Consider the following 23,430-nt stretch of genomic DNA (forward strand, 5'->3'; position numbering starts at 1 on the left):
TCAGACACCGTCTGAATTTGCAGCGGGCTGGAGAAAGGGTCATTCTGAGAATGAAGATTCCGACGTTACTAACTGAGTGTTGTATCTAATCGTGGGGGCAGGTCAATTTAGTAAGCTGAACTTTCTTCAGTGGTAAAACGGCACTATACCACTTACCTTTATTCAGTGGATTACCACTTACTTTTCTTCAGTGGCTAGACGTGCTAATGGTCTGCATCCTACGAGGCCACTGAACTTTCTTCAGTGGCCTACTTGTCAATAATCCACACCATTCTGGGGAATTAAATACAGCTTAAATAGAGTTAAATACTCGTTAAATGCCCCCTCCTGCCGTCTGGTGTCACTGGCTCGCCTGTGGGATTTGGTGATCGTTATATCGAGATGTACACAACGAACCCGCGCCAGTGCTGGATGCGTTAAATCTGTCAACCAAATGTGTGTCAAACCAGTTTACACCCCTCCTCATTTCAAGCCGAAAAAATTAATTTTCTTCGAAAAAACAACTGAAAACCTCCATTTCTGGGCCTGTGAGAGCCTCTCAGCGGGGGGGCTTGGATATGGGTGGGTCAGTTCGCGATTGTGTGGAGATAACGCCGCTACGGGCTTCTGGTGAAGCGTAGAAGGGATTGGTGGGTTGGCTGTTTACATTGTTGTGGGAAATGGTACGAAATGGTGGCGGCCTGGCTCGGTGAATATCACCCGTTGGTGGCTGACGTAGTGGCCTGCTGGCAGGTATAAGAACTCACCTCTAACTTACACAATGTACATGTGTAAGTTAGCAAGTCATTGATTCTTATGAGTCGTGTTGTGGATGAACATCTAAGAGGCTGTCTTATGCAGAATTTATGCAGAATCAGGCAAGGTTTATTCATTACTAGAGCCAGCATGTGTGGTGTGCAAAGGACTACCCTTCGATATTTTAAAATAATAGTTCATTTTTATTGAACCACCGCAGAGACGGTCCAGCAGATCCCCAAGTGAGACCGGATATTTTCCGACACTAATATCTGAAGAGTGGCCCCCTCACTTTCGTTTCCCACCGCACGGGAGCGGGTGAAATAACATATAAAAAACCCTTTACAATGATCATATTATGATCAATATTTTCTTTGTAACTTACTTAATGAGACAGCGATGGGGGATTTTATGAAGAAGGTCGAACCAGTCAGAGACAAAGAGAAGATCGCAGAGGTTGAAAGACTGCTGCGCCAGAATAACAGCAGCGCTATCTACGGTGATTTGTGGGTGTTCCTGAATCAGACAGCGGCGCGGATTGGTGACGCTCTTAAGTTGCGGTATGCCGACTTTAACCATATCGAAGGGAACGTGTTGAACCTGAAGGAACAGAAGACCGGGAAGACACGCTCAATTATGTTGACACCAAAAGCACTTGAATTGGTGGCACAGCGCCGTGCTGATAATCCAGGTCAGGAATACCTGTTCGAAGTGGACAGCAACCGGGCCAAAGGAAAACCGATCAGCCGGGTAACGGTATCAGCCAAATTCAAAGAGGCCGGGGATATGCTCAATCTTCACATCGCGGCGCACAGCCCACGCAAGAACCTTGGTTATCACGCTATAAAACGTGGGGTCAGTCTGCCGACGCTCACGAAGCTGTACGGGCATTCATCGCAGGCGGTCACGCTGGCGTATTGTGGGATCATGGAAAAGGATGTTGAAGACGTATTCCAGGCAATCGATTATTGAGGGTGCAACTATGAAGAAAGTTTTACTCTGTGTTGTGGCACTGCTGCCGCTGGCGGCTCATGCAGGAAAAATCACCATGAGCAACCCCGACGAACAAGAATTAAAGGGCGGAAAGAAGCTTTGCACTTACGAAAACAGCATTTACTTGTTCACGTTGGTGACTCGCTCGCAATCCTGCCCTTTCTCAAAAACGTTCGATACAAATGATAATGAAAAGTGAAACGTAATTTTAACACTTCACTGACTGGTTACAGTAAGGATGTGTCAACTGTACATTGTTAGAGTTGCCATCACCACCTTCACGGACACGTACAATATGGTCATAAGAAACTGATTTTTCAGTATCAAGGTAACCCTGGCAAATCGGACATTTCAAAGCGTTGCGCAGAGCCACATCAATGAACACCTTACTTTTTTGTTCATCGCTGATTTTTGCAGATGTTCTCTTAAAATCGCCAGAGAGTATTCTCCCCTCCAATTCGGCCAGTTCGATGAGCTTACTCTCATCAATATTCTCTCCCTGCTTGAGTGATTTGATCACCGCATTTAAAAAATCACAGTAGCGAGTCACTCGGACGTTGCTGCCTGGTTTTTGTACTATCATTGCGATCAAGTCCTTAAATTCAATCATTATTCTCTCAAGCCTTGACCTGATTGTTATGAAGTCTTTAAAGAATTGACCGTTATTGTTGGAGAGTTGTTTTGCTACCAGTAGCACGGTTCCTAAAAACATTGGCGTTGAGTGGATTCCAGTCGGACCATAAAAATAAATCGCTGGATGAAGTCCCAGGCTACCATCGCCATTACCTGTAATTCTGTTGCTTAATGTTGTGGCTTTGGAAAGGATTCTTAATGTATCGGTACCCGACACATCATCAGGGTAATCTTCGATTTTTTTCAAAACACCATTCTGGTTGCAATCAGTGATCAGTAAGAAATCTTTCAAAACTTGGATCGCTGTCCTGACCCCCCTGGAACCGCCTAATGGAAGATCAAGAGTTTTGATAGGGCGATCAACCTCAGGTTCGAAGAGCAAACGATGCAGCTTTGCAGATTTCTCTTCAAGTTGCTGGGCAATGCCCTGATCAAACTCAGACCAGTAGCGATGGCCTTTACCAGCACGAATAATTGCTCGGGTTGCTATCGGAATACTTTTCTTGCGATTCTTTAAAAGCATTTCTTCGATAGCATCAAGAGGAGTTCCCTTCATATTAATGTTAAAAAATGAGGTTTCAGCCTTATCTACATCACCAACTACCCATTGGACGGAGATTCCACGGGACGTCAGTACACTGATTCTTCGCTGTTGCTCCTCGGTCAATGAAGCATCATCGGCAAGCAGTTTCTGATAATATTCCCAGCTGCCGACCCTGTCCTTAACAAGCTTTCTCGTTCTATCAGCAGCGCGGCGTTGCTCACGAGGAATATCATGCCCAAAAAGTTGATGGGATATATGACCGTCGCCATAATCATCTTCTACCCAGGCACGTAATGCACTTAAACGGTGACCACCATCGATCACAAAAAGATTGGTTGATGATCGCCAAAGAATAACGGAAGGTATCAAATCACCATTGATGTAGCATTCGAGCAGAGATACGACCTGCTCAGGCCCCCAATGATTTGTTTCACGCTGGAAATCTGGTTTTCTCAGAAGCGCTGCAATTCCATTTCCTGATTTCAGTTCTCTTGCAGGAATACTGTTTAGAGTTTCAAATGAAGAATTATCCTGGATCTTTAAACCTAGATCAGCACGCTTAATCAGTGCATCTAAATTTACAAGGTTAGAACGAGCAGCCATGCTTATGTTCCTCAAAATGACAATCTGGTCATTATATCTCCAGCCAATGAGGTAACAACATGATTTTCTCTATTTGTTCAACCCTCTCACAAATATCACCTCAATTTAACCAGGCCAAACCATCAATCACGTAACAAACTGAACTTAAAGGAAAATTGTGCAAATAGCGTCCGGTAATCCCTGAACCGCTTTTCTCATGTCCTACCACCTGTTGCAAGTGTGCCAGGTTACCAACCCAGCCAGCTAAACATGTTGAGATCATGGTGTGCCTGAAAGAGTGAACCAACCGCCGTTGTCCATAGTCATCAAGATACGGGATGCCAAGTTGATCGCGGACATCCGCTAAAACTTTGCCTATCTTCGGCATGTTCTTACCCGACACAGGCGAGAAGATTTTCTCTTTCCATTGGCGGTTAACAAAATCAAGGAAACCCCACTCGATCAGTTTGGGATGGATCGCCACCTGCCTTGTAGCATTCTCGGTTTTCCCCTGCCCTCCTTCCGCTATCAGGAGATAGTGCCGCTGGCTATCTTCATCATATTTGATCTGTGATTTCTCCAGCTTGGCGATCTCCCCTCTTCTGGCTCCCGTATACGCCAATAACAAGGTGATCCATTTCTGCCAGCCATCAGGCTGCTTGAGCGCCCACCCTACAAACTTTCTCATTTCTGCTGCACTGTAAGCTCCAAACCTCGCTTTCGACGGTGCGGCGACTACTCCATCAGTCGGAGACTTCTCCAGAATGTCTTTATTGTCAGTCAGGAAGGTTTTGAACAACGATTTGTAAATCTTTAAATGCTTGTGGATAGACTCAGCGCCAACCAAATCTTCAGGTGGCACATCATCACACTCGATCAGTTGCTGAACCGTCATTGACCGATAAGGCTGCACAACACGCTTAGGCAAGTTTTCAACAACCTCCATCACCTGCTTAATGTCCTGTTTGGTGATCGTAGTTACGTCTGTGGATGCACCCAAGACAATCATCAGCACTTCCATAAAGCGTTCATTGGCCTGTGAGATTGCCTTCGTCCAGTTCAGAGCCTTTTCCTTTTTGTACATATTCCAAGCACCAGCCAGTGTTAACACATCCTTTGACTGTGCTTCTGTTTGTTCTTCCTCATCTTCTGAAGGCGCAACAACCTCGCGGTATTCCTGAACAACTATCGGCTGAAGATTGGGCCGTTCTTCACTGAGAAATTGTTGTGCCAGCCATTGTTCATTCTGCTGCTTCAGGCTATTGCCATACTCGGAAAGACGCTTACCGAAGTGATCCGGTTGGATGGTTCCACGTTGGACCAAAGGAATTACAGGAGAAGCAAAAGACATGAGCAACTGCGCCTGGGTGTGGCTGTCAGTCTCTAACGACTTACGGAAAAACTTATTATCAGGCAGGCGAAAACGAACGTAATAAACCCCGTTACGTTTAATGGTGTGGCGTATGGTTTTGTGTCCCATTTGGAGAGCCTCAATGTGTTACGGCTGAACAATACGGGACGAAAAGGAGTAATAATCTTTTGATTTATATGAGGATAATCGCCAGGACTACGCTGGCATTATCCAGATCAGGTAATACGGGTATTTCTCAGCCTTCAACGAAGAAGGGCACCCCGAGTCAAAATACTTTTAAAACAAATAGTTAGATGCAAACATTTGCTTGAATTTAGTGTAACCGTAGCGAAGGCCACGGTGCAAGGGGTTTCTACAAGGCCAGTCGCATGCAGCATGTGGCCGCAGCTTATCGTAGGGAGATCATTCCTTTATTTTTTAGCTATACGTTTCGCGATAATTAAATCATTGTTACCTAAACACGATAAATTCGTTGTTTTTAAACCGTTACAACATGATATTTTTTCATGTGGAAAATATTTTGCAGAGGCAATAATAAAAGTTTCATTCAAAACAAATAACGAAATCAATAGAAAGGAAAACCAAAAGACGCTTTAAATAAATTAATTAAACAGGCGTAATAATGTAATTTTTTGACGAAAACAGATAAGCAAGATTAATGTATTCTTAGTTTTACCCAAGAACGCCCGTCAATCCCCATAAAAATTAACTCCTTGTTTTATAATGAGTAGATCAATCCGCTCTCAAACTCCCCTTTTTAGCCATGCGTGCCAGTATTGATGAAGATCAATAAATAAAACGTGAATATCCGGGATAGTTGCTGCGCGTTACAAAAAAAGTGATTTAGAAAAAATCACCGCAACCTCCTTTTTTAAATTAAATATAACAAGACGTTATATCCTCCCGCCAGGATAGCGAAATAATTTTATTGATGAGAGTTTGGAAATGAAATGTATTAAAACCGCCGTATCTGTTTTTATTTTAACTTCTGTTCCTGGCACAGCAGTTCTTGCCTCTACCTCGCCGGTTACATCCAGTTGGGGGGACGCATATATTTCCGCAAAGAATGAGCAATTTACTGCCACACCTGTTATTACCCTGCCGACGCAACAAACACCGGTTGCACCACAGCCAGTATTATTAGCCCCTCACCTGGACGGGCAGCATATTGAGCCTGGTCAGGCGCCCACGCCTGTTCTGCCGCCGCAGAAAACTCCCGTGAAACAAATTGCGGTTGACCCAATACAAACCTCTGTTGATGGTTCTGCAACGGCGTTGAAAACCGCGCAGGCAACACATTTAGACGGTCAACACAACCAGGTCATTAATGGTCGTGATGGCCGTCCGGGCAAAGACGGCGTGACGACGATCATCACCCGTAATGTCACTGATACAGCCGCCGTTAAACAGATCAATACGCTGACTACGCAAACAGCCGGGCAAGCACAGGAGCTCAACGCGGCCCGACAAATGCTTATTCAGCAGCAAAAAAGTTCTAACGCACAGTTTAAAAGCCTTAAAGACGACGTGGACGATAATAAAAAAGAGTCCCGTAGTGGAATCGCCGGTGCCGTTGCTATCGCTTCAATGCCGCAAGTCGAGCGGGATCAAACGTTTATGGTGAGTGCGGGTGCCGGGACTTTTCATGACGAAAGCGCCGTTGCGGTAGGCGCGTCCTTCCATGCGGGTGAACATGCCATTGTGAAAGCGGGTGTCACCACCACAACGAATAACGATTATGCTGTAGGGGCGGGTATAGGGCTTGGCTGGTAATTAAAAACAACCACATAGAGTAAAACCATTAATCGCAAGTTGCGTTTAAATTCCTGAAATAATTTAGATATCTGCTCTTACAATGACATGCTTTGTTTATATCAAAGCAAGAGCACAATTAAATGATTTACTGGGGTGTAAAATTAAAATAATTTACTGGTCATTAGCGGTGATAGTTATTTTTATAATAATTATCATCATCACAGCATATATTAAAATTGTGATGTTAGTGCAATGAAAAAAACGATATTTACTGTAGTCATACTCAGCATAGCGTATTTTCTCGGCGGATGTGCAACAAAGGCGTCAAGGATGCAGGAGTGTCTTAATGAAGGCATTTCTAAAGACACCTGTTATCTCGCAGAATCACAACGCCAGGCAGCGATCAGCAACGCGTCGATGAATGCGGCTTTTGCGAATGCGGCTCATGCGGTGCAACATGCACAAATGACACATAAGCACAGAAAAGAGCTTGCTCGTTCAGGATGTACGCAGGTTGAGGAAGCTAACGGCGAATGCACTGCAAATTCAGATAAAAGTCAATCGCGTGATTTAAAACAGCTCTCCCGCGAGGCCGAAGCGGTAATGAACGGTACCATCGATGACGGTGCGGCATTCCTGCTGGGGCAAGGATGGAAACCAAACAACGGTAAATGGCATAAACAGGGATATACCATAACGCTGGTGGTTGAAAAGGGAATTGTTGTGAACAGCCAGCTGTCAAAATGATGATCTAAACCGGCAACAATAAAGGGGTGGCTGCCCCTTTATTGCAAACTCACCATGCGAATGAACGGGAAGTCGTCACTCCAGCTGCCAGGCTCCGGCTTCGAATAATAACGCTGAGCCACCCCAGGCAAATACGTTTATTTCCCTTCGCCCTGCCTCAGGATAAATTCGGCTGCTTAAACACGCGTCGCCTTCATTGACAAAAACTTCCACGGATGAACTGTCGAAGAACAGACGCAGATTAAGCGTATTATCCAGGTTCAGCGCGACGCTTCGTGTCCCGCACAGGCCATACTGCGGATAGTTTCGCTCAAGAACCAGACGCTGCATTTGAGCATCCACGTAGACGCGCAGCCCCTCTCCCAGACTCATGCCGTACTGCTCGGCACTGCTATTGGCACAATCCCACTGCAGAATAACCTCCATCGCGTCGCAGCGCTCCACCAGAGCCATCTGCTGATGAGTCAGCGTACTGACCGGCCAGGGGAACCACGCTCGCCGGAGACCTTCGACCTCTCTGGCCGGTCGCATTTGCAGACGGTTATCCGCACTAAGCGTCAGTTCGCGCGGTAAAGAGAGCATGCCTGCCCAGCCGTCCTCCTGTTCCGGCTGGGAGGATTCCCACATGTCCAGCCAGCCGATAACGATGCGGCGACCATCAGGCGTGAGGAAACTTTGTGGCGCATAGAAATCATGCCCGCGATCCATCTCCACAAACTCACCTTCCCGCACAAAAGGCTGCCCGGGCTGCCACTCGCCCAACAGATAGCCGCTCTGGAAAAGATTACGATTTTTGAATCCTTCAGCGGCCATCCCCTGAGGCGAAAACATCAGCACGCGTTTGCCATTGAGCATGAAAAAGTCCGGGCATTCCCACATGTAGCCCATCTCTTTTTCAGCCACCGCCAGCACGCCCATATCCTGCCACTCACGCAGATCGGCAGAACGATAAATGCGCACCTGGCCCGTCTCACCGTCCCGTGCACCGACAACCATGTACCAGCTCTCCCCTTCACGCCACACCTTCGGGTCGCGGAAGTGATGCAGACCTGGCGGGGTATCAACGATCATTCCCTGCCGGACAAAATGAATGCCGTCACGGCTGGTCGCCAGACATTGCACCTGGTAGAGATTCGCCTCGTCATCAGGATCGCCGTGGAATTTATGTCCGGTGTAAATCAGCGCCAGCGTATCGCCATCCACCACCGCCGATCCGGAAAAACAGCCATCCTTGTCTTCAGGCCCTTCTGGCGCCAGCGCAACGGGGAGATGCTCCCAGTGAACTAAATCCTTGCTGCGCGCATGGCCCCAGTGCATAGGCCCCCACTGGGTGGAGTACGGATGATGCTGGTAAAAAGCGTGATACCAGCCGTCAAACCAGACCAGGCCATTTGGGTCGTTCATCCAGCCAGCGCGCGCAGCGAGGTGGTAACGCGGATACCAGCGCAGGTTGAGCCCTTCGCGTCTGGACTGAAGTTCCTGCTCTGCTTTAGTAATTGAATACGTCATTTCTCTACTCTTTCGATCAGATGGTGGAAGGTTGCGGCATGAGCGGGTCAGAAGAGGATTTACCCGAGCGCAACAGGAAGATGGAGATAAACGTGGTGCTGAAAACTAACAGCCCCATAATGAGATAGGACTGGGCGAAGCCGTATTTCTCATAGCTGTAACCCGCCAGCGGCGAGAGGACCGAGGCGATCACCGAGCTGGTACAGGCAAAGCCCACCAGATAGAGGGTGGAAGAGAGCCGTTTATCGAAATGTAAGCTGTTGTATTTAAAAATTGAGACCAGCAAAACGGGCAGTTCGACCGCGTGTAATAGCTTGGTAATGGAGATCAGTACCGGTCCCTCGACCAGCCCCGAAGCCACCATACGCATCGCCATCACCATTCCCGCAAAAATCAGGCCATTCTTTGCGCCAAGGCGGTTCACCAGCCATGGGGCGCAGAACATGCCCGCCGCCTCAAGGAAAACCTGGAAGGAGTTGAGATAGCCATACATGGCGTTTCCTTCCTGTAACGTCGGGAACTGGGAGGAGAAATAGACCGGGAACTGCTGGTCGTAAACGCCATAAATACAGGTGCCGATAACAAAAAACACCAGCGCCCAGAACCGCGGCAGCGTCAGCAGACGTAATGCATCTTCCAGCGTGACTTTACCGCCTGACACCGCTTCCTGCATGGCGTGCGGGGCGGAAGAGACCCTGAGACGCGCCAGCAAAACAAAAAACAGCAGTCCTGCAGAGCTTGCGACAGCGAAGTTCAGCTTCGGATTAATGTTAAACAGAAGTCCCGCGAAAAAGGTTGCCACCGCCCAGCCAAGCGATCCCCACATCCTCGCCTTGCCGAACTCAAACTGGCTCTGGCGGGCGACACGCTCGGTATAGGACTCCAGTACCCCTATCCCACCGTTAAACGTCAGGCCGATATAAATCCCGCCGAAAATACTGCCGAGTAAGACGTTAATCTGCAGCAGATAACCAAACAGCAAAAAGGCCGGACCAGAAAGAATGAGCAGGCTGGTCAGAAACCAGAGCAGGTTCTTGCGCAGACCAAGTTTGTCCTGAATGAATCCATAGCAGATTTGAGCGAAAAGCGCGGAGACAGAAAGCACGGCATAGATAATGCCGGTGTCGCCCGCTTTTAAGCCCACCTCCTGGTGGAGCCAGATGGAAAGCAAAGAGCCGGAAGAAGACCAGGTGACAAAAAAGAAAAACAGTAATGCGCTCAATAATGGATAGCTGTGAGAGTGATGCGTTTTCATCATGACATTCTCATGTTGGAGTAATGACAAAATGGTAACGTTAACATTGAGCGCTACTCATGCGGTTTGGATCAGATTCATGATGTTAATCACGAAAGTTAACGTTAACATTACAGAAGTGAGATCGCGATCAATTATTCATCAATGAAGCCTGTCTGGCTCCACTCACATGTCCACTTTCCTTTTACATCAGTAACTTAGTTGTATACTCTTTAACACGTGACATTAACGGAGTAAGAAAATGGCTTCCCTGAAGGACGTCGCAAAGCTGGCTAACGTATCGCTGATGACCGTTTCACGCGCGCTTAACAACCCGGAGCGCCTTAAACCGGAAACGTTGGAACGCGTACAGCAGGCTATTGAGCAGACCAGCTACGTACCCGATCTTTCCGCCAAGAAAGTACGCGGCGCGCATGCCTCGCCAAAAACCATAGGCGTGCTGGCACTCGATACGGTGACGACACCTTTCTCGGTGGAGATTACGCTGTCCATTGAAGAGACGGCCCGGATGCACGGCTGGAACAGCTTCGTCATGAATATGTTTACCGATGACAACCCGGAGGCAATCGTCGATCTGCTGCTCTCTCACCGCCCGGACGGCATTATTTACACCACCATGGGATTACGTCAGGTTCCTCTCCCGGCCAAGCTCCTTACCCTTCCCTGCGTGCTGGCCAACTGCGAAAGTATCGATGAAAAGGTCGCCAGCTATATTCCTGATGATGAACAGGGGCAGTACGCCGCCGTACAGGCGTTACTCGCCGCAGGCTATCGACAGTCCCTGTGCCTGCATTTACCCGCAGATCATCTGGCCACAACCCGACGCCGTCACGGGCTGGAACGTGCATGCCGTGAAGCGGGGCTCGACCCGGACCGTCTGGATCATAGTTATATGGCGTTTGGGGACGAGCACTATCGCGACATTCCGTCAGTTCTGCAGGCGCACATTCAGAATGGCCTTCCCCAATTCGACTCGGTTATCTGCGGCAACGATCGTATCGCATTGATGGTTTACCAGACCCTGCTGGCGCAAGGGATTCGCATCCCTGAAGATATCGCGGTGATCGGCTATGACAATATGGTAGGCATTGGAGAACTCTTTCTTCCGCCTCTTTCAACGGTTCAACTGCCGCATTATGAAATTGGTCGCCTCAGTGCTCTGCATATTATTAACGGTGAAACCCATCGGGAAACCACGCGCGTTGAAAGTCCATTTTTAATGCGGAATTCCATTACGCATCTATGATGACCACCGCTTTTTAGCCCTGTCGCAGTAATAAGCAGGCTAAGGAGGCGGTCAACCTCCCTTTCAGGGAAAAATGGCACGATTTGTCACACTCTTTTTTATGATTTTACCCTCCGGGCAGTTAGCACGTAACCGGCTGTTTTTATTTGCCATAACGCATAATTTTCTTTCTCAAAACGGGGATATTCCGTCCCCTGTGCCCCATGTCACAAAACAGTAAACAAATTAACCATTGAGCCCCGTGGCAAAAGGCTCTATATTGGCGGCGTTTTTTTCAGGCCCCCATCTGTTTTTTAACTTTTTATTCAATCGTGGCTCATAACGAAGCGGCGGTTGTAGGAGTGATATGATGACGGATAAAGTCCGTATTGACACCGTAGATGCCCACAAAAGCAACGAAACCTATCTGGCCCGTCAGGCCGAGTTTGAATCTAACGTCAGGAGTTATCCGCGCAAACTGCCTTTAGCCATCACTAAAGCAGAAGGCGTGTGGATCACCGATGCAGATAATAAAGAATACCTTGACTGTTTAGCAGGCGCAGGCACCCTCGCGCTTGGCCATAACCACCCTGATGTGCTGAAAAGCATCCAAAATGTCATTACCAGCGGCTTGCCGTTACATACTCTGGATCTGACTACGCCTCTGAAAGACGCGTTTTCCGAATACCTGCTCTCTCTGCTGCCTGGTCAGGGCAAAGAGTACTGCCTGCAGTTCACCGGTCCATCCGGTGCTGACGCCGTGGAAGCGGCGCTGAAGCTGGCGAAAAAAGTCACCGGCCGTAGCGGTATCATCAGCTTCTCGGGTGGTTACCACGGTATGACTCACGGTGCACTGTCCGTGACCGGTAACCTGTCTCCGAAAGAAGCGGTAGACGGTATGATGCCAGAAGTGCAGTTCATGCCTTACCCACACCAGTACCGTTGCCCACTGGGTATCGGCGGTGAAGCGGGCGTGAAAGCGCTGACCTACTACTTCGAAAACCTGATCAACGACGTTGAAAGCGGCGTGCGTAAACCTGCTGCGGTAATCCTGGAAGCCGTTCAGGGTGAAGGCGGCGTGAACCCGGCTCCTGTTGAGTGGCTGCAGCGCATCCGTAAAGTGACTCAGGAACACGGCATTCTGCTGATCCTGGACGAAGTTCAGGCAGGCTTTGCCCGTACCGGTAAATTCTTCGCGTTCGAACACGCTGGCATTGAGCCAGACATCATCGTGATGTCTAAAGCCGTTGGTGGCGGTCTGCCACTGGCTGTGCTGGGTATCAAAAAGCAGTTCGATGCATGGGCACCAGGTCACCACACCGGCACCTTCCGCGGCAACCAGCTGGCGATGGCAACCGGTCTGACGACGCTGAAGATCCTGAAAGACCAGAACATCGCTGGCAAAGTGGCTGCACAGGGCGAATGGCTGAAAGGCCAGCTGAACGAGATGGCGAAACGCTATCCGGTTATCGGCCACGTTCGCGGTCTGGGCATGATGATCGGTATTGAGATCGTTAAGCCACACGAAGCCGCTGACCACATGGGTTGCTTCCCGGGTGATGGCGAGCTGTCTGCACTGATTCAGAAGAAGTGCTTCGAAGCCGGCCTGATTCTGGAGCGCGGTGGTCGTAACGGTATCGTTCTGCGTCTGCTGCCTTCTCTGCTGATCAGCGATGATGAGCTGAAAGTCTTCCTGGATAAATTCGAGCAGGCACTGCTTGCTGCGGGCGTTCGCCCGGCGTAACCGGAGTTGTTGATTACGATGTCTGATTCAAACCCAATTTTGTTCTCCTCTGCGCAGAGCATTGAAGCTTACCAGCAGGCGATTGAACAAAGCACTCAGGCTGTGATGCAGTGGCTGAAACAGCCTGAGATGTATCAGGGCAAAACGGTCGCGGAACTGCGCGACCGCATTAAGCTGGATTTCAACCCGAAAGGGCTGGGCAACGAAGCGGCGATTGAACGCGCCGTGGAGTTTTTCCTGAAAGACAGTTTGTCCGTTCATCACCCGCAGTGTGTGGCGCACCTGCACTGCCCAAGCCTGGTCGTTAGCCAGGCGGCGGAAGTGCTGATTAACGCCACTAACCAGAGCATGGACTCCTGGGATCAAAGCCCGTCCGCAACCATTATTGAGATCAAACTGATCGAATGGCTGCGTACCCGCGTGGGTTATCAGGCTGGCGACGCGGGTGTCTTCACCAGCGGCGGCACCCAGAGCAACCTGATGGGTCTGATGCTGGCACGTGATGCGTTCTTCGCACGTCAGGGCCACTCTGTCCAGCAGGATGGTCTGACGGGCGATCTGCGTAAGATCCGCGTACTGTGCTCCGAAAACGCGCACTTCTCCGTGCAGAAAAACATGGCGCTGATGGGTCTGGGTTATCAGTCCGTCGTGCAGGTGAAAACTGACGAATTCTCTCGCATGGATCTGACCGATCTGGCGGCGAAAATTGAGCAGTGCAACGCCAACGGCGAACAGATTCTGGCGATTGTCGCGACAGCCGGGACCACCGATGCCGGTGCTATTGACCCGCTGCGTGCCATTGCTGAACTGGCGGCGAAGCAGAACATCTGGGTACACGTTGATGCGGCCTGGGGCGGCGCACTGCTGATGTCTGAGCAGTATCGCCACTACCTGGACGGCATTGAACTGGTGGATTCCGTTACTCTGGACTTCCACAAACAGTTCTTCCAGACCATCAGCTGCGGTGCATTCCTGCTGAAGGAAGCGCGCCACTATGAGCTGATGCGCTATCAAGCGGCTTACCTGAACTCTGAGTTCGACGAAGAAGCCGGCGTGCCGAACCTGGTTTCCAAATCGCTGCAGACCACACGCCGTTTCGACGCGCTGAAGCTGTGGATGAGCCTGGAAGCGCTGGGTCAGGAGCAATACGCGGCGATTATCGATCACGGCGTGACGCTGGCACAGCAGGTTGCAGCTTATGTGAAAGAGCAGCCCGCTCTGGAACTGGTTATGCAGCCACAGCTGGCAAGCGTGCTGTTCCGCTTCCGTGGCGAGGTGCAGGCAGATGATGCAGGTATCGCCCTGCTGAACCAGAAAATTGGTGATGCGCTGCTGGAGTCCGGCCGTGCAAACGTCGGCGTGACCGAGCATAACGGCGTGACCTGTCTGAAGCTGACGCTGCTGAACCCAACCGTGACGCTGGAGGATATCAAAACCCTGCTGTCTCTGGTTGAGCGTACTGCGCAGGAAGTTCTGGGGAAGTAATACCACAGCCTCTCTTCCACCGGGAGAGGGGCTATTTTTATAACCCTGCCCACCACATCCTGACTTTTAATCCCCAGTAGCTTGTCCAGCCCGTTGTTGTACTGACGACATTGCCTTTAGAGACCAGCACCAGCGTCGGCGTTACGCTAACCTGCCATTGATGTGACAGCGCACCGTTTTCGTCATTAATCACCGGCATTTTCAGCTGCTTCTTTTCGACCCAGCGCGCAAGCTTAGCGTCATCACCAGAGCGCATGGCAATACTCACCACGTTCCCGCCTTCTTCTGCCAGCCTATTGACCGCAGGCGTGGTATAGCGACAGATGCTGCACCAGGTCGCCCAGACGTAAATCAGCAGCGGCCGATCCTGACTGAGTGCAGCAATGTCATGTACTGAGCCATCAATGCCCTGCATTGGGGTAGCGCTAAACGTGGCGGGTAATGTCGGCTTGCGGTACTGATCCACACCCCACATCACGGCCAGCGCCAGCAGTACGAGTATGATCCCTTCCCGCGCCCAGCGGCGCAGTTGGCTGAATTTGCGGTTTTCCATTGTGACCTCGTGATTTAACGAAGGTCATCTTAGCGAGCTGCGCGCCGTTTCGCTGTAAAGAAGTGTCGCCCTACCTGCTGCGTAAGGTATCAACCATCAGGGTAAAGCAGGATTCAATGAGCGGAGGCAGCGCCTGCGGGGCACGCATCAGCGCCACCGTGCGCGCCAGGGCCGGTTGCTGAAGGTGAACCACCTTAAGCTGCGGGTCCTGCAGGTGGGTGGTATAAAGCTGAGGCAATATCCCCACGGCAAGCTTCGAGCGCACCAGCCCGTATAATGTCTCGATATAGTCCACCTGATAACGGGTCTGCAGGGACAGACGGTGGCTTTCGGCAAGCGCATTGACCAGCCGCTGAATATTGCCTTTTGAGAAAACGGCAATATCCCGGCCCACCAGCTGTTTCCAGGGAACATGTGCCGACGCGGCGAGCGGATCGTCGCAGTGCAACACGGCCACAAATGGATCCTCCTGCAGCGGGAACACGTCCAGCTGTTCGGGTACCGAGTTGTCCAGCGCCCCGATGCCAAAATCAATCTGCCCTTTCAGCAGTTGCGCCACCAGCGCATCGTTGGTCTGGTCGTGAAACTCCACCCGCAGGCGCGGAAAAGCCTGCGCCAGCGTCTGCGGCAACAGCGGAAACAGCAGTGAACTGACTGAAGGCACCAGACCGATCCGCACCGTACCGTCGCCGCCGGCCTGCACAATCTGCTGCATATCATCAAACGCCAGCTGCGCCACGCTGAGCACCCGCTGGGCGTGTGGCAGAATGGCGTGCCCCAGCTCGGTCAGCGTGACCGCCGACGCGGTACGGTTGACCAGTTTACCGCCGAGCACGGTTTCGATTTGCCGCAGGGCGCTGCTGAGCGCCGGCTGGCTGATGGCCAGTTTACTGGCGGTATCCGTAAAATGACGCAGCTGCGCCAGAGTGACAAAATACTGTAGCTGCCGAAGGGAGAGCGCAGGCAAGCGCTGCCAGGGTTCCGTCATCATTATCCATTACACGCGTCACAGAATAACCCGGGGTTATCGGGCGATAAATTTTATCAGCTGGGCAAACGTTTGCCGGGTGCATAGAGTAACGTCAATATTTCAATGCTGGAACTGTTAATTGCATGACTGCCGAAACCCGACGCCGCGCCGTGAAGGCTGCACGAGGCGAAACGCCGTTTGACCTGTTGCTTACGCATACCCGAGTTGTTGATATGGCAACCGGTGAGATCCGCGACGCGGATGTGGGCATCGTCGGCTCGCTTATCGCCAGCGTCCATCCACGCGGCAGCCGCAACGATGCGCTTGAGACGCATGACCTGAATAACCAGTTTCTCTCTCCGGGGCTAATGGACACGCATGTTCACCTTGAAAGCTCGCACCTGCTGCCCGCCCGCTACGCAGAGATCGTACTGGCGCAGGGCACCACCGCGGTGTTCTGGGATCCGCACGAGCTGGCGAACGTGCTGGGCATTGAGGGCGTCCGCTTTGCCATTGAGGCGAGCCGCAACCTGCCACTGCAGGTAATGGTCGCGGCGCCATCGAGCGTCCCTTCCACACCGGGGCTGGAGATGTCCGGCGCAGACTTTGCGGGCGAAGAGATGAATACCCTGCTTGGCTGGCCCGAAGTGCGCGGCGTGGCGGAAGTGATGGACATGCACGGGGTGCTGAATGGCAGTCAGCGTATGCTGGAGATCCTGCAGGCCGGGCTGGAAAGTGGGAAGCTGATTGAAGGTCACGCGCGTGGTCTGAGCGGCGCGGATTTACAGGCGTATCTGGCGGCGGGCGTCACCTCCGATCATGAACTCACCTCCGCCGACGATGCGCTGGAAAAATTACGCGCCGGGCTGACGCTGGAGATCCGCGGCTCGCATCCTTATCTGCTGCCTGATATCGTCAGCGCGCTGAAAACGCTGCCGCATCTGTCGTCACAAATCACGGTCTGCACTGACGATGTCCCACCGGACATCCTGATGGAAAAAGGCGGCATCATCGCCCTGCTCAACCTGCTGATTGAACATGGCCTTCCGGCGACGGACGCGCTGCGGTTTGCCACCCTGAATGCTTCCCTGCGCCTGCAGCGTAACGATCTCGGGCTGATTGCCGCGGGTCGTCGTGCGGATCTGGTGGTGTTCGATTCACTGGATAAACTGACGGCTCGCCGGGTGTACGTCGCCGGAAAATGCATTGCCCGTAACGGAGCGATGATCGAGCCGATTGTTGATACGCCCCTGACGCTGCCCCGGGATACCGTGCGCCTGTCGTCGCTGACCGCCAGTGATTTTTACATGCGCATCGACAACGCAAACCACGGTGTGGTGCGCCTGCGTCATATCAGCGGCGCACGTTTTACCCGCTGGGGAGAAACCGACGCCCGGGTACGTGACGGACGCGTTGAGATACCGGCTGGTTTTAGCCTGATTTGGGTTCAGCACCGCCACGCGCGCCATGCGGCAAAACCGCAAATCGCCCTGCTGGAAGGCTGGGGAGAGCTGCGGGGGGCCATTGCCACCAGCTACTCCCACGATTCACACAACCTGGTGGTACTGGGGCGTGATCCTGATGACATGGCACTGGCCGCCAACACGCTGATCCAAAGCGGTGGCGGGATGGCGCTGGTCCAGAACGGGGACGTGATCGCCCATGTGGCGATGCCCATTGCGGGGATGTTGTCAGAACTCGCCCCTGCGGAACTGGCGCGCCAGTTCCGTGAGCTGCGTGAACGCAGCAGCCAGATTGCCGACTGGGAGCCGCCATACAGAGTATTTAAAGCCATTGAAGGGACATGCCTTGCCTGCAACGCCGGGCCGCATTTAACCGATCTTGGACTGACCGATGGCAGCACGCGCCAGATTGTCGATCCGCTGATTTCTTACCGGGAAACCCCGGACACCACACAATAATACCGAAGGAGAGCCGGATAATGGCCGACAATACCGTTAATTCGCCAGCACCAGGGAACTGGCTTGAACGTCGTTTTTCACTGCATACGCGCGGCAGTACCGTGCGCACAGAGTGTCTGGCCGGTCTCACCGGTTTTCTCGCCGCCGCCTATTTGCTGGTGGTCATCCCGGGGCTGTTGGCCGTGGGCGGGATGGACAAAGGCGCGGCGACCACCGGCACCATTTTGGTGTTTGTGGCCGGTACGCTGCTGATGGCGTTTTATGCCAACCTGCCGTTTATTGTCGGGCCAGGCATTGGTGGTTCGGTGCTGGTTGGGGTAACGCTGGCAGGCAGTGAAGGCATCGGCTGGCAAATTGGTCTGGGCATTGCCTGCTGGTCGGGAATTTTGTTCTTCCTGCTCACCCGTTTTGGCCTGCGAGAGGTTGTGACCCGCTCCGTACCGCAGTCCATCAAACTGGGACTGACGGCCTCTATCGGTCTTTTTGTCGCCGTACTGGGCTTTCGCAATGCCGGGCTGGTGCTGGCTAACGCAAAAACGAACGCGCTGATGCTGGGTGATTTTCTCTCCCCAGGCGCGCTGGTGGCGCTCAGCGGCCTGTTCCTCGCCATTGCCCTGCAGGCGCGTCGCATTCCGGGCGCCATTTTGTGGGCCATTTTGTTTGCCACTCTCGTGGGCATTCCGATGGGGGTGACCCACCTTCCTGCCAGCTTTATTGATATGCCTCACTCACTGACGCCGGTGCTGGGTCATATCGACATGCTGGGCGCGCTGAATATTGCCTTCCTGCCGTTCCTGTTTGTCTTTTTCGCATCGGAGTTTTTCTCCACCATGGGCACCACGCTGGCGGTGGGAGGTGAAGCTGGGCTGCTGGATGAAGAGGGCAATATGGCAAACATCAATCGCCCGTTTATGGTGGACTCGATTGCCGCCACGATTGGCCCCTGGGTGGGTATTCCTGCCGCCACGGCGCTGATTGAATCCTCCGCGGCCGCAGAAGCGGGGGGGAAAACCGGCATGACGGCGCTGGCCGCTGCGGTCATGTTCTTGCTGATGCTGCTGTTTACGCCCGTTGCGCTCATGATCCCAAAAGAAGCCACCGCCCCTGCCCTGATCCTGATCGGCCTGAATATGTTCAGCGGCCTGCGTAAGGTGGATCTGGCAAACTTCACCGACGGGCTGCCGGTGCTGATGATGGTAATGATTACGCTGATTGCCAACAGCTTCGGGACGGGGATTGCGGGAGGGCTGCTGTTTTACATCGTCATCAAGGCGATTGCAGGAAAATGGCGAGAAATCCCTGTTAGTCTTTGGATCCTCGCCATTCCGCTGGTGTATTACTTTGCCACGCTGGTGAAGCACTAATCCTTGCGCGGTTGCCGTGTCGGGCGTTGGCCATACTCGTAATGGCCATAGCCTGCACGGTAATACAGCGCTGCTGATTTCACCACATCGTTCAGCACGGTGCCGTTGATATGCGCCCCCGTTTGCTGCAAACGCTTAATGCTGTTCTCCATCTCTTTGAGGCTGGTTTTACCATAGCGGGCCACCAGCAGTGAGGTGGCGGCCACCGGGGCAGCCACTGAGGCGTCCGTTACGGCCAGCACCGGCGGGGTATCAAGGATCACAAGGTCATAATGCTCGTCTGCCCAGGTCATTAACGCCCTGAAGCGTTCGCTCATCAGCAGTTCAGAGGGGCGTAACGGAACCGGCCCGCAGGTCAGTACATCAATGTTGCCTTTCTCATAGCGCTGAATCGCCGCCTGGAAATGACATTTTCCGTCAAGCACGTCGGAAAGCCCGGTATGGTTTTTCAGATCGAAGATGTTGTGTACATAGCCTTCGCGCATATCCGCATCAATGAATAACACCCTGAGCCCGGCCTGCGCCTCAATCGCGGCCAGCGAGGTGCTGACAAGGGTTTTACCGCAGTCCTGCGTTGGGCCTGAAATCATCACGATCCGGTTAGCAGCATCCTGCAAGGTGAAATGCAGGCTGGTGCGAAGCCCCCGCACGGCTTCGACAAAAACATCCGCAGGCCGATCAACCGGCAGGAAAGGGACATCGACAATCTTGTGTCTCCAGCGTGAGCCAAATACGCGTTTTTTACGCAGGTTGGTTTTTTTCCACAGCCACTGGGAACGGGGCAAGGTGGCCATCACCTGTACGCCAAGCCCTTCCAGTTGCTCGGAGGTGTTGATGCCGCGTCTGAGCGCCATGCGGACCAGGACCAGCCCCATTGAGCATATCAGCCCCAACAGGATGCCTAAGACGATGACCACCAGCTTTCGCGGTTTGATGGGATCGGGTTGCGTCACCGCGCTGTCGATAATTCGCACATTACCAATGGCGCTGGAGCGCGAAATGTTCAGCTCCTGCTGACGGGTGAGGAGCTGCAAATAGATGGTGCGGCCTGACTCCACATCCCGGCTAAGGCGCAAAATATCCTGCTGAGTTGATGGCATGGCGGCGACACGCTGATTAAGGCGGACCTTCTCCTGCTCAAGCGTCTGACGCTTTTCACGCAAGGCGCGGTAGTTCGGGTGCTCTTTCTTGAACAGCTGAGAAATCTCCGCCTCACGAAACGTCAACTCGTTGAGCTGGTTTTCGATATTCACAATCTGCTCGAGAACCGATTTCGCTTCCAGGGAGAGATCCACCGAGTCACGCTGTTTGCGATACTGATTCAGCCGCTCTTCAGCCAGATCCAGTTCGCTTCTGATTTTAGGCAACTGCTTCTGCAAAAATGCAAGACTGCGGGCATCCTGTGCTTCCTGGCGCGCAATGTTTTGCTGCAGATAGTTGTTGGCAATCCGGTCAAGCACATGCGCAATGCGCTCAGGATCGTTTCCGGTCAGCGTGAGCGTCAGCACCCCACTCTGCTTTGCCGATTCAACGACGCTAAATTGGGTGCTGAGCGTATTGATAGCTTCCAGACGGGTGCTGTTTTGCACCGTGAATTGCGTGCCCGTTGGCGCATTCATTTTCACCACCAACAGTGAAACGCCGGCTTTTTCCAGCGGTTTCCCTTCCCTGCCCTCGGCATAAAAGTTATCCCCCTCCAGCCGGTATGCCCCTTTTTCCAGCACAGTGAGCACAAGGGTGCGAGGTTTGCCTTCGACAGGGGGAAGTTGCAGCCAGCCAAGGGCAACCGTCGCCGGTTTACGGCCCTGCAATCGTGCCCACAGACGTCCCACTACCGGGAACGTACGCTGCGTCACGTGCTGCGTTAGGCCTAATTCATCGACGGTTGCGCCCAGGATCATCCGCGATTTAAGCAGGAGAATTTCAGGTTCGACATCGGGAGACATCTCACTCCCAAACTGCCTTAAATTTTTGAGCAGACTGTTATCCTGCTTTCCTTCAACCTGGATTAAGGCATCAGCGCGATAAACGGGCGTGGCCAGAAAGGCATACAGCCCCGCCAGCAGGGTGAACAGGAAAGTTATCGATAAAATGACTGCACGGTGATCGATCACCTCGCCGAGCAGGCTAATGAGATCGATTTCATGATTCTCCGGTGCTGCCGCACCGTAACTGTCTGTTGTGTAAGACGACATTAACGCTTCATTCCTTGTTGACTCAAACGATGAGCCCATTCCTGACTGGCTTTGCCCAGCAGACCGAAAACATAATCGAACGCTTCACGACTTTTACAATAGGGATCGGGGATGTCCTGCGGCCCCAGCCATTGCCCAAAAAGCAGCGATTTGCCGCGAATTTCCGGGGCCATGTCAGAGATAAAGCGAAGATGCGCAGGTTCCATCACCAGAATCAGATCCGATTCCCGCATGATCTGCGGGGTCAGTTTGCGCGCGCGATGTCCCTCAAGTGAGATCCCATGTCGCTTGGCCACGTCCTGAGCGCTGACATCCGCCGGGCTGCCCTCCAGCCCATAGATACCTGCCGAGGTTATCCGTTTTCCCGGTAGCAACTGACGCAACAGCCGCTCGCCAATCGGCGAGCGACAAATATTGCCGGTGCAGACCACTAAGATGGAATCAAACATTATTGCGGCCACGATCTGATGTAACGGACCGTTTCGGTCAGGTCATGAACGCCACTGATGGTCGGCACGAGCTGCGTAATGACGCGATTCCAGCGTGACAGCGGTGCCGTGGTAACGTAGACAATGTCGTACGGCTCAAGCTGGAATTCGGTGCCCAACACCATCGCGGAGGCATCCTGCGCGTTAAGCTGATAAATGTTGGCAATTTTTCCCGCGTCGTTGCCTTTAGCAATGGAGCGAATAACAAAAATGCCCGTCGCATCGGCCATATCCTGATTCAGGCCGCCCGCATTGCTCAGCGCTTCAGCAAGGGTCATTCCGCTCCTGTCCATCTTGAGCGTGCTCTGCTTGATCACCTCCCCCATCACGAAGACTTTCAGGGCGTCATTACGAGGCACAAAAAGGATATCGCCCGGATAGAGCAGCTTATTTTGCGTCAGGTCGCCGTGCTGCATCAGCGCATACAGAGAGAGGCGCGAATCTTTCCCTTCGTGAGTGAGAACCACATTGCGCCAGTCCGCATCGGCAGAAAGCCCGCCTGCCGCGTTGACGGCATCCATGACCGTCAGGGGAATATTGGTGATTGCCTGCTGACCAGATTTGACGACTTCGCCAGTGACATAGGCCTTTTGCGAGCGGAAGGCAGCCACGCTGACGTCCACCTGCGGGCTTTCGATCACGCTATCCAGCCGTTTGGCGATCTCTTCCCTGACTTCAGAGACCGTTTTTCCTGCCACCGGGAGTTTGCCGACATAGGGATAGAAGAGCGTACCGTCGGCGTTGACCCAGTTGCCGGTGTCACTGGCACTGCGATACTGTCCGGCCGGTGTTGTCAGTTCAGGGTGATCCCAGACGGTTACGGTCAAAATATCACCGGTTCCAATGCGGTACTCCCAGTTTCTGACCTGCTCATCGAGCTTAGGATTAGACTGAGATTTGGTGACGGCAGGGCGCAATTTCTCAATCAATGAAGGGGTAACAGGATAGAGATCCACGCGCTTATCTAAATTATTATTTTCATCACCCGACGTAATGACGTTTTTTCCCGCTGAGCTTAATGTTTGCCCGGGAGAAAATACGCAGCCCGTCAACTGACTTATCGCTAAGAATATTACAGATAATGTGGTTGTGTTTTTCATTAGAATTAATATTTCATTCATGAGCGCAAAAAACGCATAACAGGCCATTCCGGAAGAATCGCCTACTTTTTCAACATGCTGTTTTTCAAGCAATTACGTAAAATTACACATCACTGAATGATGTGTAGAATGAACTGAAGGACCGGAACCACGTAGAATTGAGAATTAAACCGCTCCGCTTTTAGAAGTTTAAATCGTCTTCAAATGAAATGCATGCATTTCAGGTCACAAATTTAGAGTAAACTTATATTTTCAGAAT

The 23,430-nt window shown here is 52.2% G+C and carries 18 protein-coding genes; 9 read left to right on the plus strand and 9 right to left on the minus strand.

All coding sequences use genetic code 11. The annotated features are described in order from the left end of the window. Positions 1–1,146: 1,146 nt before the first annotated feature. Both ACOTX3_RS04915 and ACOTX3_RS04920 read left to right on the plus strand, forming a co-directional pair. On the plus strand, positions 1,147–1,707 hold the full coding sequence (locus ACOTX3_RS04915; protein ID WP_032669563.1) for a tyrosine-type recombinase/integrase: 561 nt from the start codon (positions 1,147–1,149) through the stop codon (positions 1,705–1,707). Between the two features lie 10 nt (positions 1,708–1,717). Then, the gene (locus ACOTX3_RS04920) at positions 1,718–1,927 is read left to right on the plus strand and encodes a hypothetical protein (RefSeq protein ID WP_058678805.1); all 210 of its coding nucleotides are present in this window, start codon (positions 1,718–1,720) and stop codon (positions 1,925–1,927) included. Between the two features lie 9 nt (positions 1,928–1,936). On the opposite strand, the gene ACOTX3_RS04925 is transcribed toward ACOTX3_RS04920, so the two are convergent. Both ACOTX3_RS04925 and ACOTX3_RS04930 read right to left on the minus strand, forming a co-directional pair. After that, complete coding sequence (locus ACOTX3_RS04925) at positions 1,937–3,508, minus strand: GmrSD restriction endonuclease domain-containing protein (protein ID WP_058678806.1); 1,572 nt, start codon at positions 3,506–3,508, stop codon at positions 1,937–1,939. A 100-nt stretch (positions 3,509–3,608) separates the two neighbouring features. Beyond that, on the minus strand, positions 3,609–4,967 hold the full coding sequence (locus ACOTX3_RS04930; protein ID WP_058678807.1) for an integrase: 1,359 nt from the start codon (positions 4,965–4,967) through the stop codon (positions 3,609–3,611). 837 nt (positions 4,968–5,804) lie between these two features. Here ACOTX3_RS04930 and ACOTX3_RS04935 point away from each other — a divergent pair. Then, positions 5,805–6,632 (plus strand): YadA C-terminal domain-containing protein, encoded by an 828-nt coding sequence (locus tag ACOTX3_RS04935; RefSeq protein ID WP_080292706.1) that lies wholly within the window; start codon positions 5,805–5,807, stop codon positions 6,630–6,632. 234 nt (positions 6,633–6,866) lie between these two features. Beyond that, a complete protein-coding gene (locus ACOTX3_RS04940) occupies positions 6,867–7,361 on the plus strand; it encodes a hypothetical protein (RefSeq protein ID WP_176601166.1) in 495 nt (164 codons plus the stop codon). Between the two features lie 75 nt (positions 7,362–7,436). Here ACOTX3_RS04940 and ACOTX3_RS04945 read toward each other — a convergent pair whose 3' ends face one another. Both ACOTX3_RS04945 and ACOTX3_RS04950 read right to left on the minus strand, forming a co-directional pair. After that, positions 7,437–8,870 carry a glycoside hydrolase family 32 protein gene (locus ACOTX3_RS04945; RefSeq protein WP_038979519.1) on the minus strand — a complete coding sequence of 478 codons (1,434 nt, stop codon included), beginning with the start codon at positions 8,868–8,870 and terminating at the stop codon, positions 7,437–7,439. A gap of 16 nt (positions 8,871–8,886) precedes the next feature. Further along, entirely contained in the window at positions 8,887–10,128 is a 1,242-nt protein-coding gene (locus ACOTX3_RS04950) for an MFS transporter (RefSeq protein ID WP_020690161.1), read from the minus strand. 238 nt (positions 10,129–10,366) lie between these two features. Between ACOTX3_RS04950 and ACOTX3_RS04955 the strand changes: the two genes are divergently transcribed. The 3 genes from ACOTX3_RS04955 (at position 10,367) to ACOTX3_RS04965 (ending at position 14,579) form a co-directional block, all read left to right on the plus strand. Further along, the gene (locus tag ACOTX3_RS04955) at positions 10,367–11,371 is read left to right on the plus strand and encodes a LacI family DNA-binding transcriptional regulator (RefSeq protein WP_058678808.1); all 1,005 of its coding nucleotides are present in this window, start codon (positions 10,367–10,369) and stop codon (positions 11,369–11,371) included. 346 nt (positions 11,372–11,717) lie between these two features. Beyond that, a complete protein-coding gene (locus ACOTX3_RS04960) occupies positions 11,718–13,094 on the plus strand; it encodes a diaminobutyrate--2-oxoglutarate transaminase (RefSeq protein WP_013097916.1) in 1,377 nt (458 codons plus the stop codon). A gap of 18 nt (positions 13,095–13,112) precedes the next feature. Next, on the plus strand, positions 13,113–14,579 hold the full coding sequence (locus ACOTX3_RS04965) for a pyridoxal phosphate-dependent decarboxylase family protein (protein ID WP_127869164.1): 1,467 nt from the start codon (positions 13,113–13,115) through the stop codon (positions 14,577–14,579). A 37-nt stretch (positions 14,580–14,616) separates the two neighbouring features. Here ACOTX3_RS04965 and ACOTX3_RS04970 read toward each other — a convergent pair whose 3' ends face one another. Further along, positions 14,617–15,132, minus strand: a complete 516-nt coding sequence (locus ACOTX3_RS04970; protein WP_038979515.1) for a protein disulfide oxidoreductase — start codon at positions 15,130–15,132, stop codon at positions 14,617–14,619. Between the two features lie 70 nt (positions 15,133–15,202). After that, positions 15,203–16,123, minus strand: coding sequence for a LysR family transcriptional regulator (locus tag ACOTX3_RS04975; RefSeq protein WP_161496903.1), 921 nt, complete (start codon positions 16,121–16,123; stop codon positions 15,203–15,205). Between the two features lie 122 nt (positions 16,124–16,245). On the opposite strand from ACOTX3_RS04975, the gene ACOTX3_RS04980 reads away from it, so the two are divergent. Together ACOTX3_RS04980 and ACOTX3_RS04985 are read left to right on the plus strand one after the other, a co-directional pair. Then, entirely contained in the window at positions 16,246–18,024 is a 1,779-nt protein-coding gene (locus ACOTX3_RS04980) for an adenine deaminase (protein WP_058678809.1), read from the plus strand. 20 nt (positions 18,025–18,044) lie between these two features. Further along, on the plus strand, positions 18,045–19,388 hold the full coding sequence (locus ACOTX3_RS04985; protein WP_127869165.1) for an NCS2 family permease: 1,344 nt from the start codon (positions 18,045–18,047) through the stop codon (positions 19,386–19,388). On the opposite strand, the gene etk is transcribed toward ACOTX3_RS04985, so the two are convergent. From etk to ACOTX3_RS05000, 3 genes are read right to left on the minus strand one after another with little or no spacing between them, the layout of a single operon-like run. Continuing rightward, positions 19,385–21,583, minus strand: coding sequence for a tyrosine-protein kinase (gene etk, locus ACOTX3_RS04990; RefSeq protein ID WP_038420175.1), 2,199 nt, complete (start codon positions 21,581–21,583; stop codon positions 19,385–19,387). The genes ACOTX3_RS04985 and etk overlap by 4 nt on opposite strands. Continuing rightward, positions 21,583–22,032 (minus strand): protein tyrosine phosphatase, encoded by a 450-nt coding sequence (locus tag ACOTX3_RS04995; RefSeq protein ID WP_058678811.1) that lies wholly within the window; start codon positions 22,030–22,032, stop codon positions 21,583–21,585. Before ACOTX3_RS04995 ends, etk begins: the two co-directional genes overlap by 1 nt. Beyond that, on the minus strand, positions 22,032–23,171 hold the full coding sequence (locus tag ACOTX3_RS05000; RefSeq protein WP_023622076.1) for a polysaccharide export protein: 1,140 nt from the start codon (positions 23,169–23,171) through the stop codon (positions 22,032–22,034). Before ACOTX3_RS05000 ends, ACOTX3_RS04995 begins: the two co-directional genes overlap by 1 nt. Positions 23,172–23,430 lie beyond the last annotated feature (259 nt).

This window comes from Enterobacter cloacae complex sp. IR5384, from assembly GCF_049237265.1.
In the GTDB taxonomy this organism is placed as follows: Bacteria; Pseudomonadota; Gammaproteobacteria; order Enterobacterales; family Enterobacteriaceae; genus Enterobacter; species Enterobacter cloacae.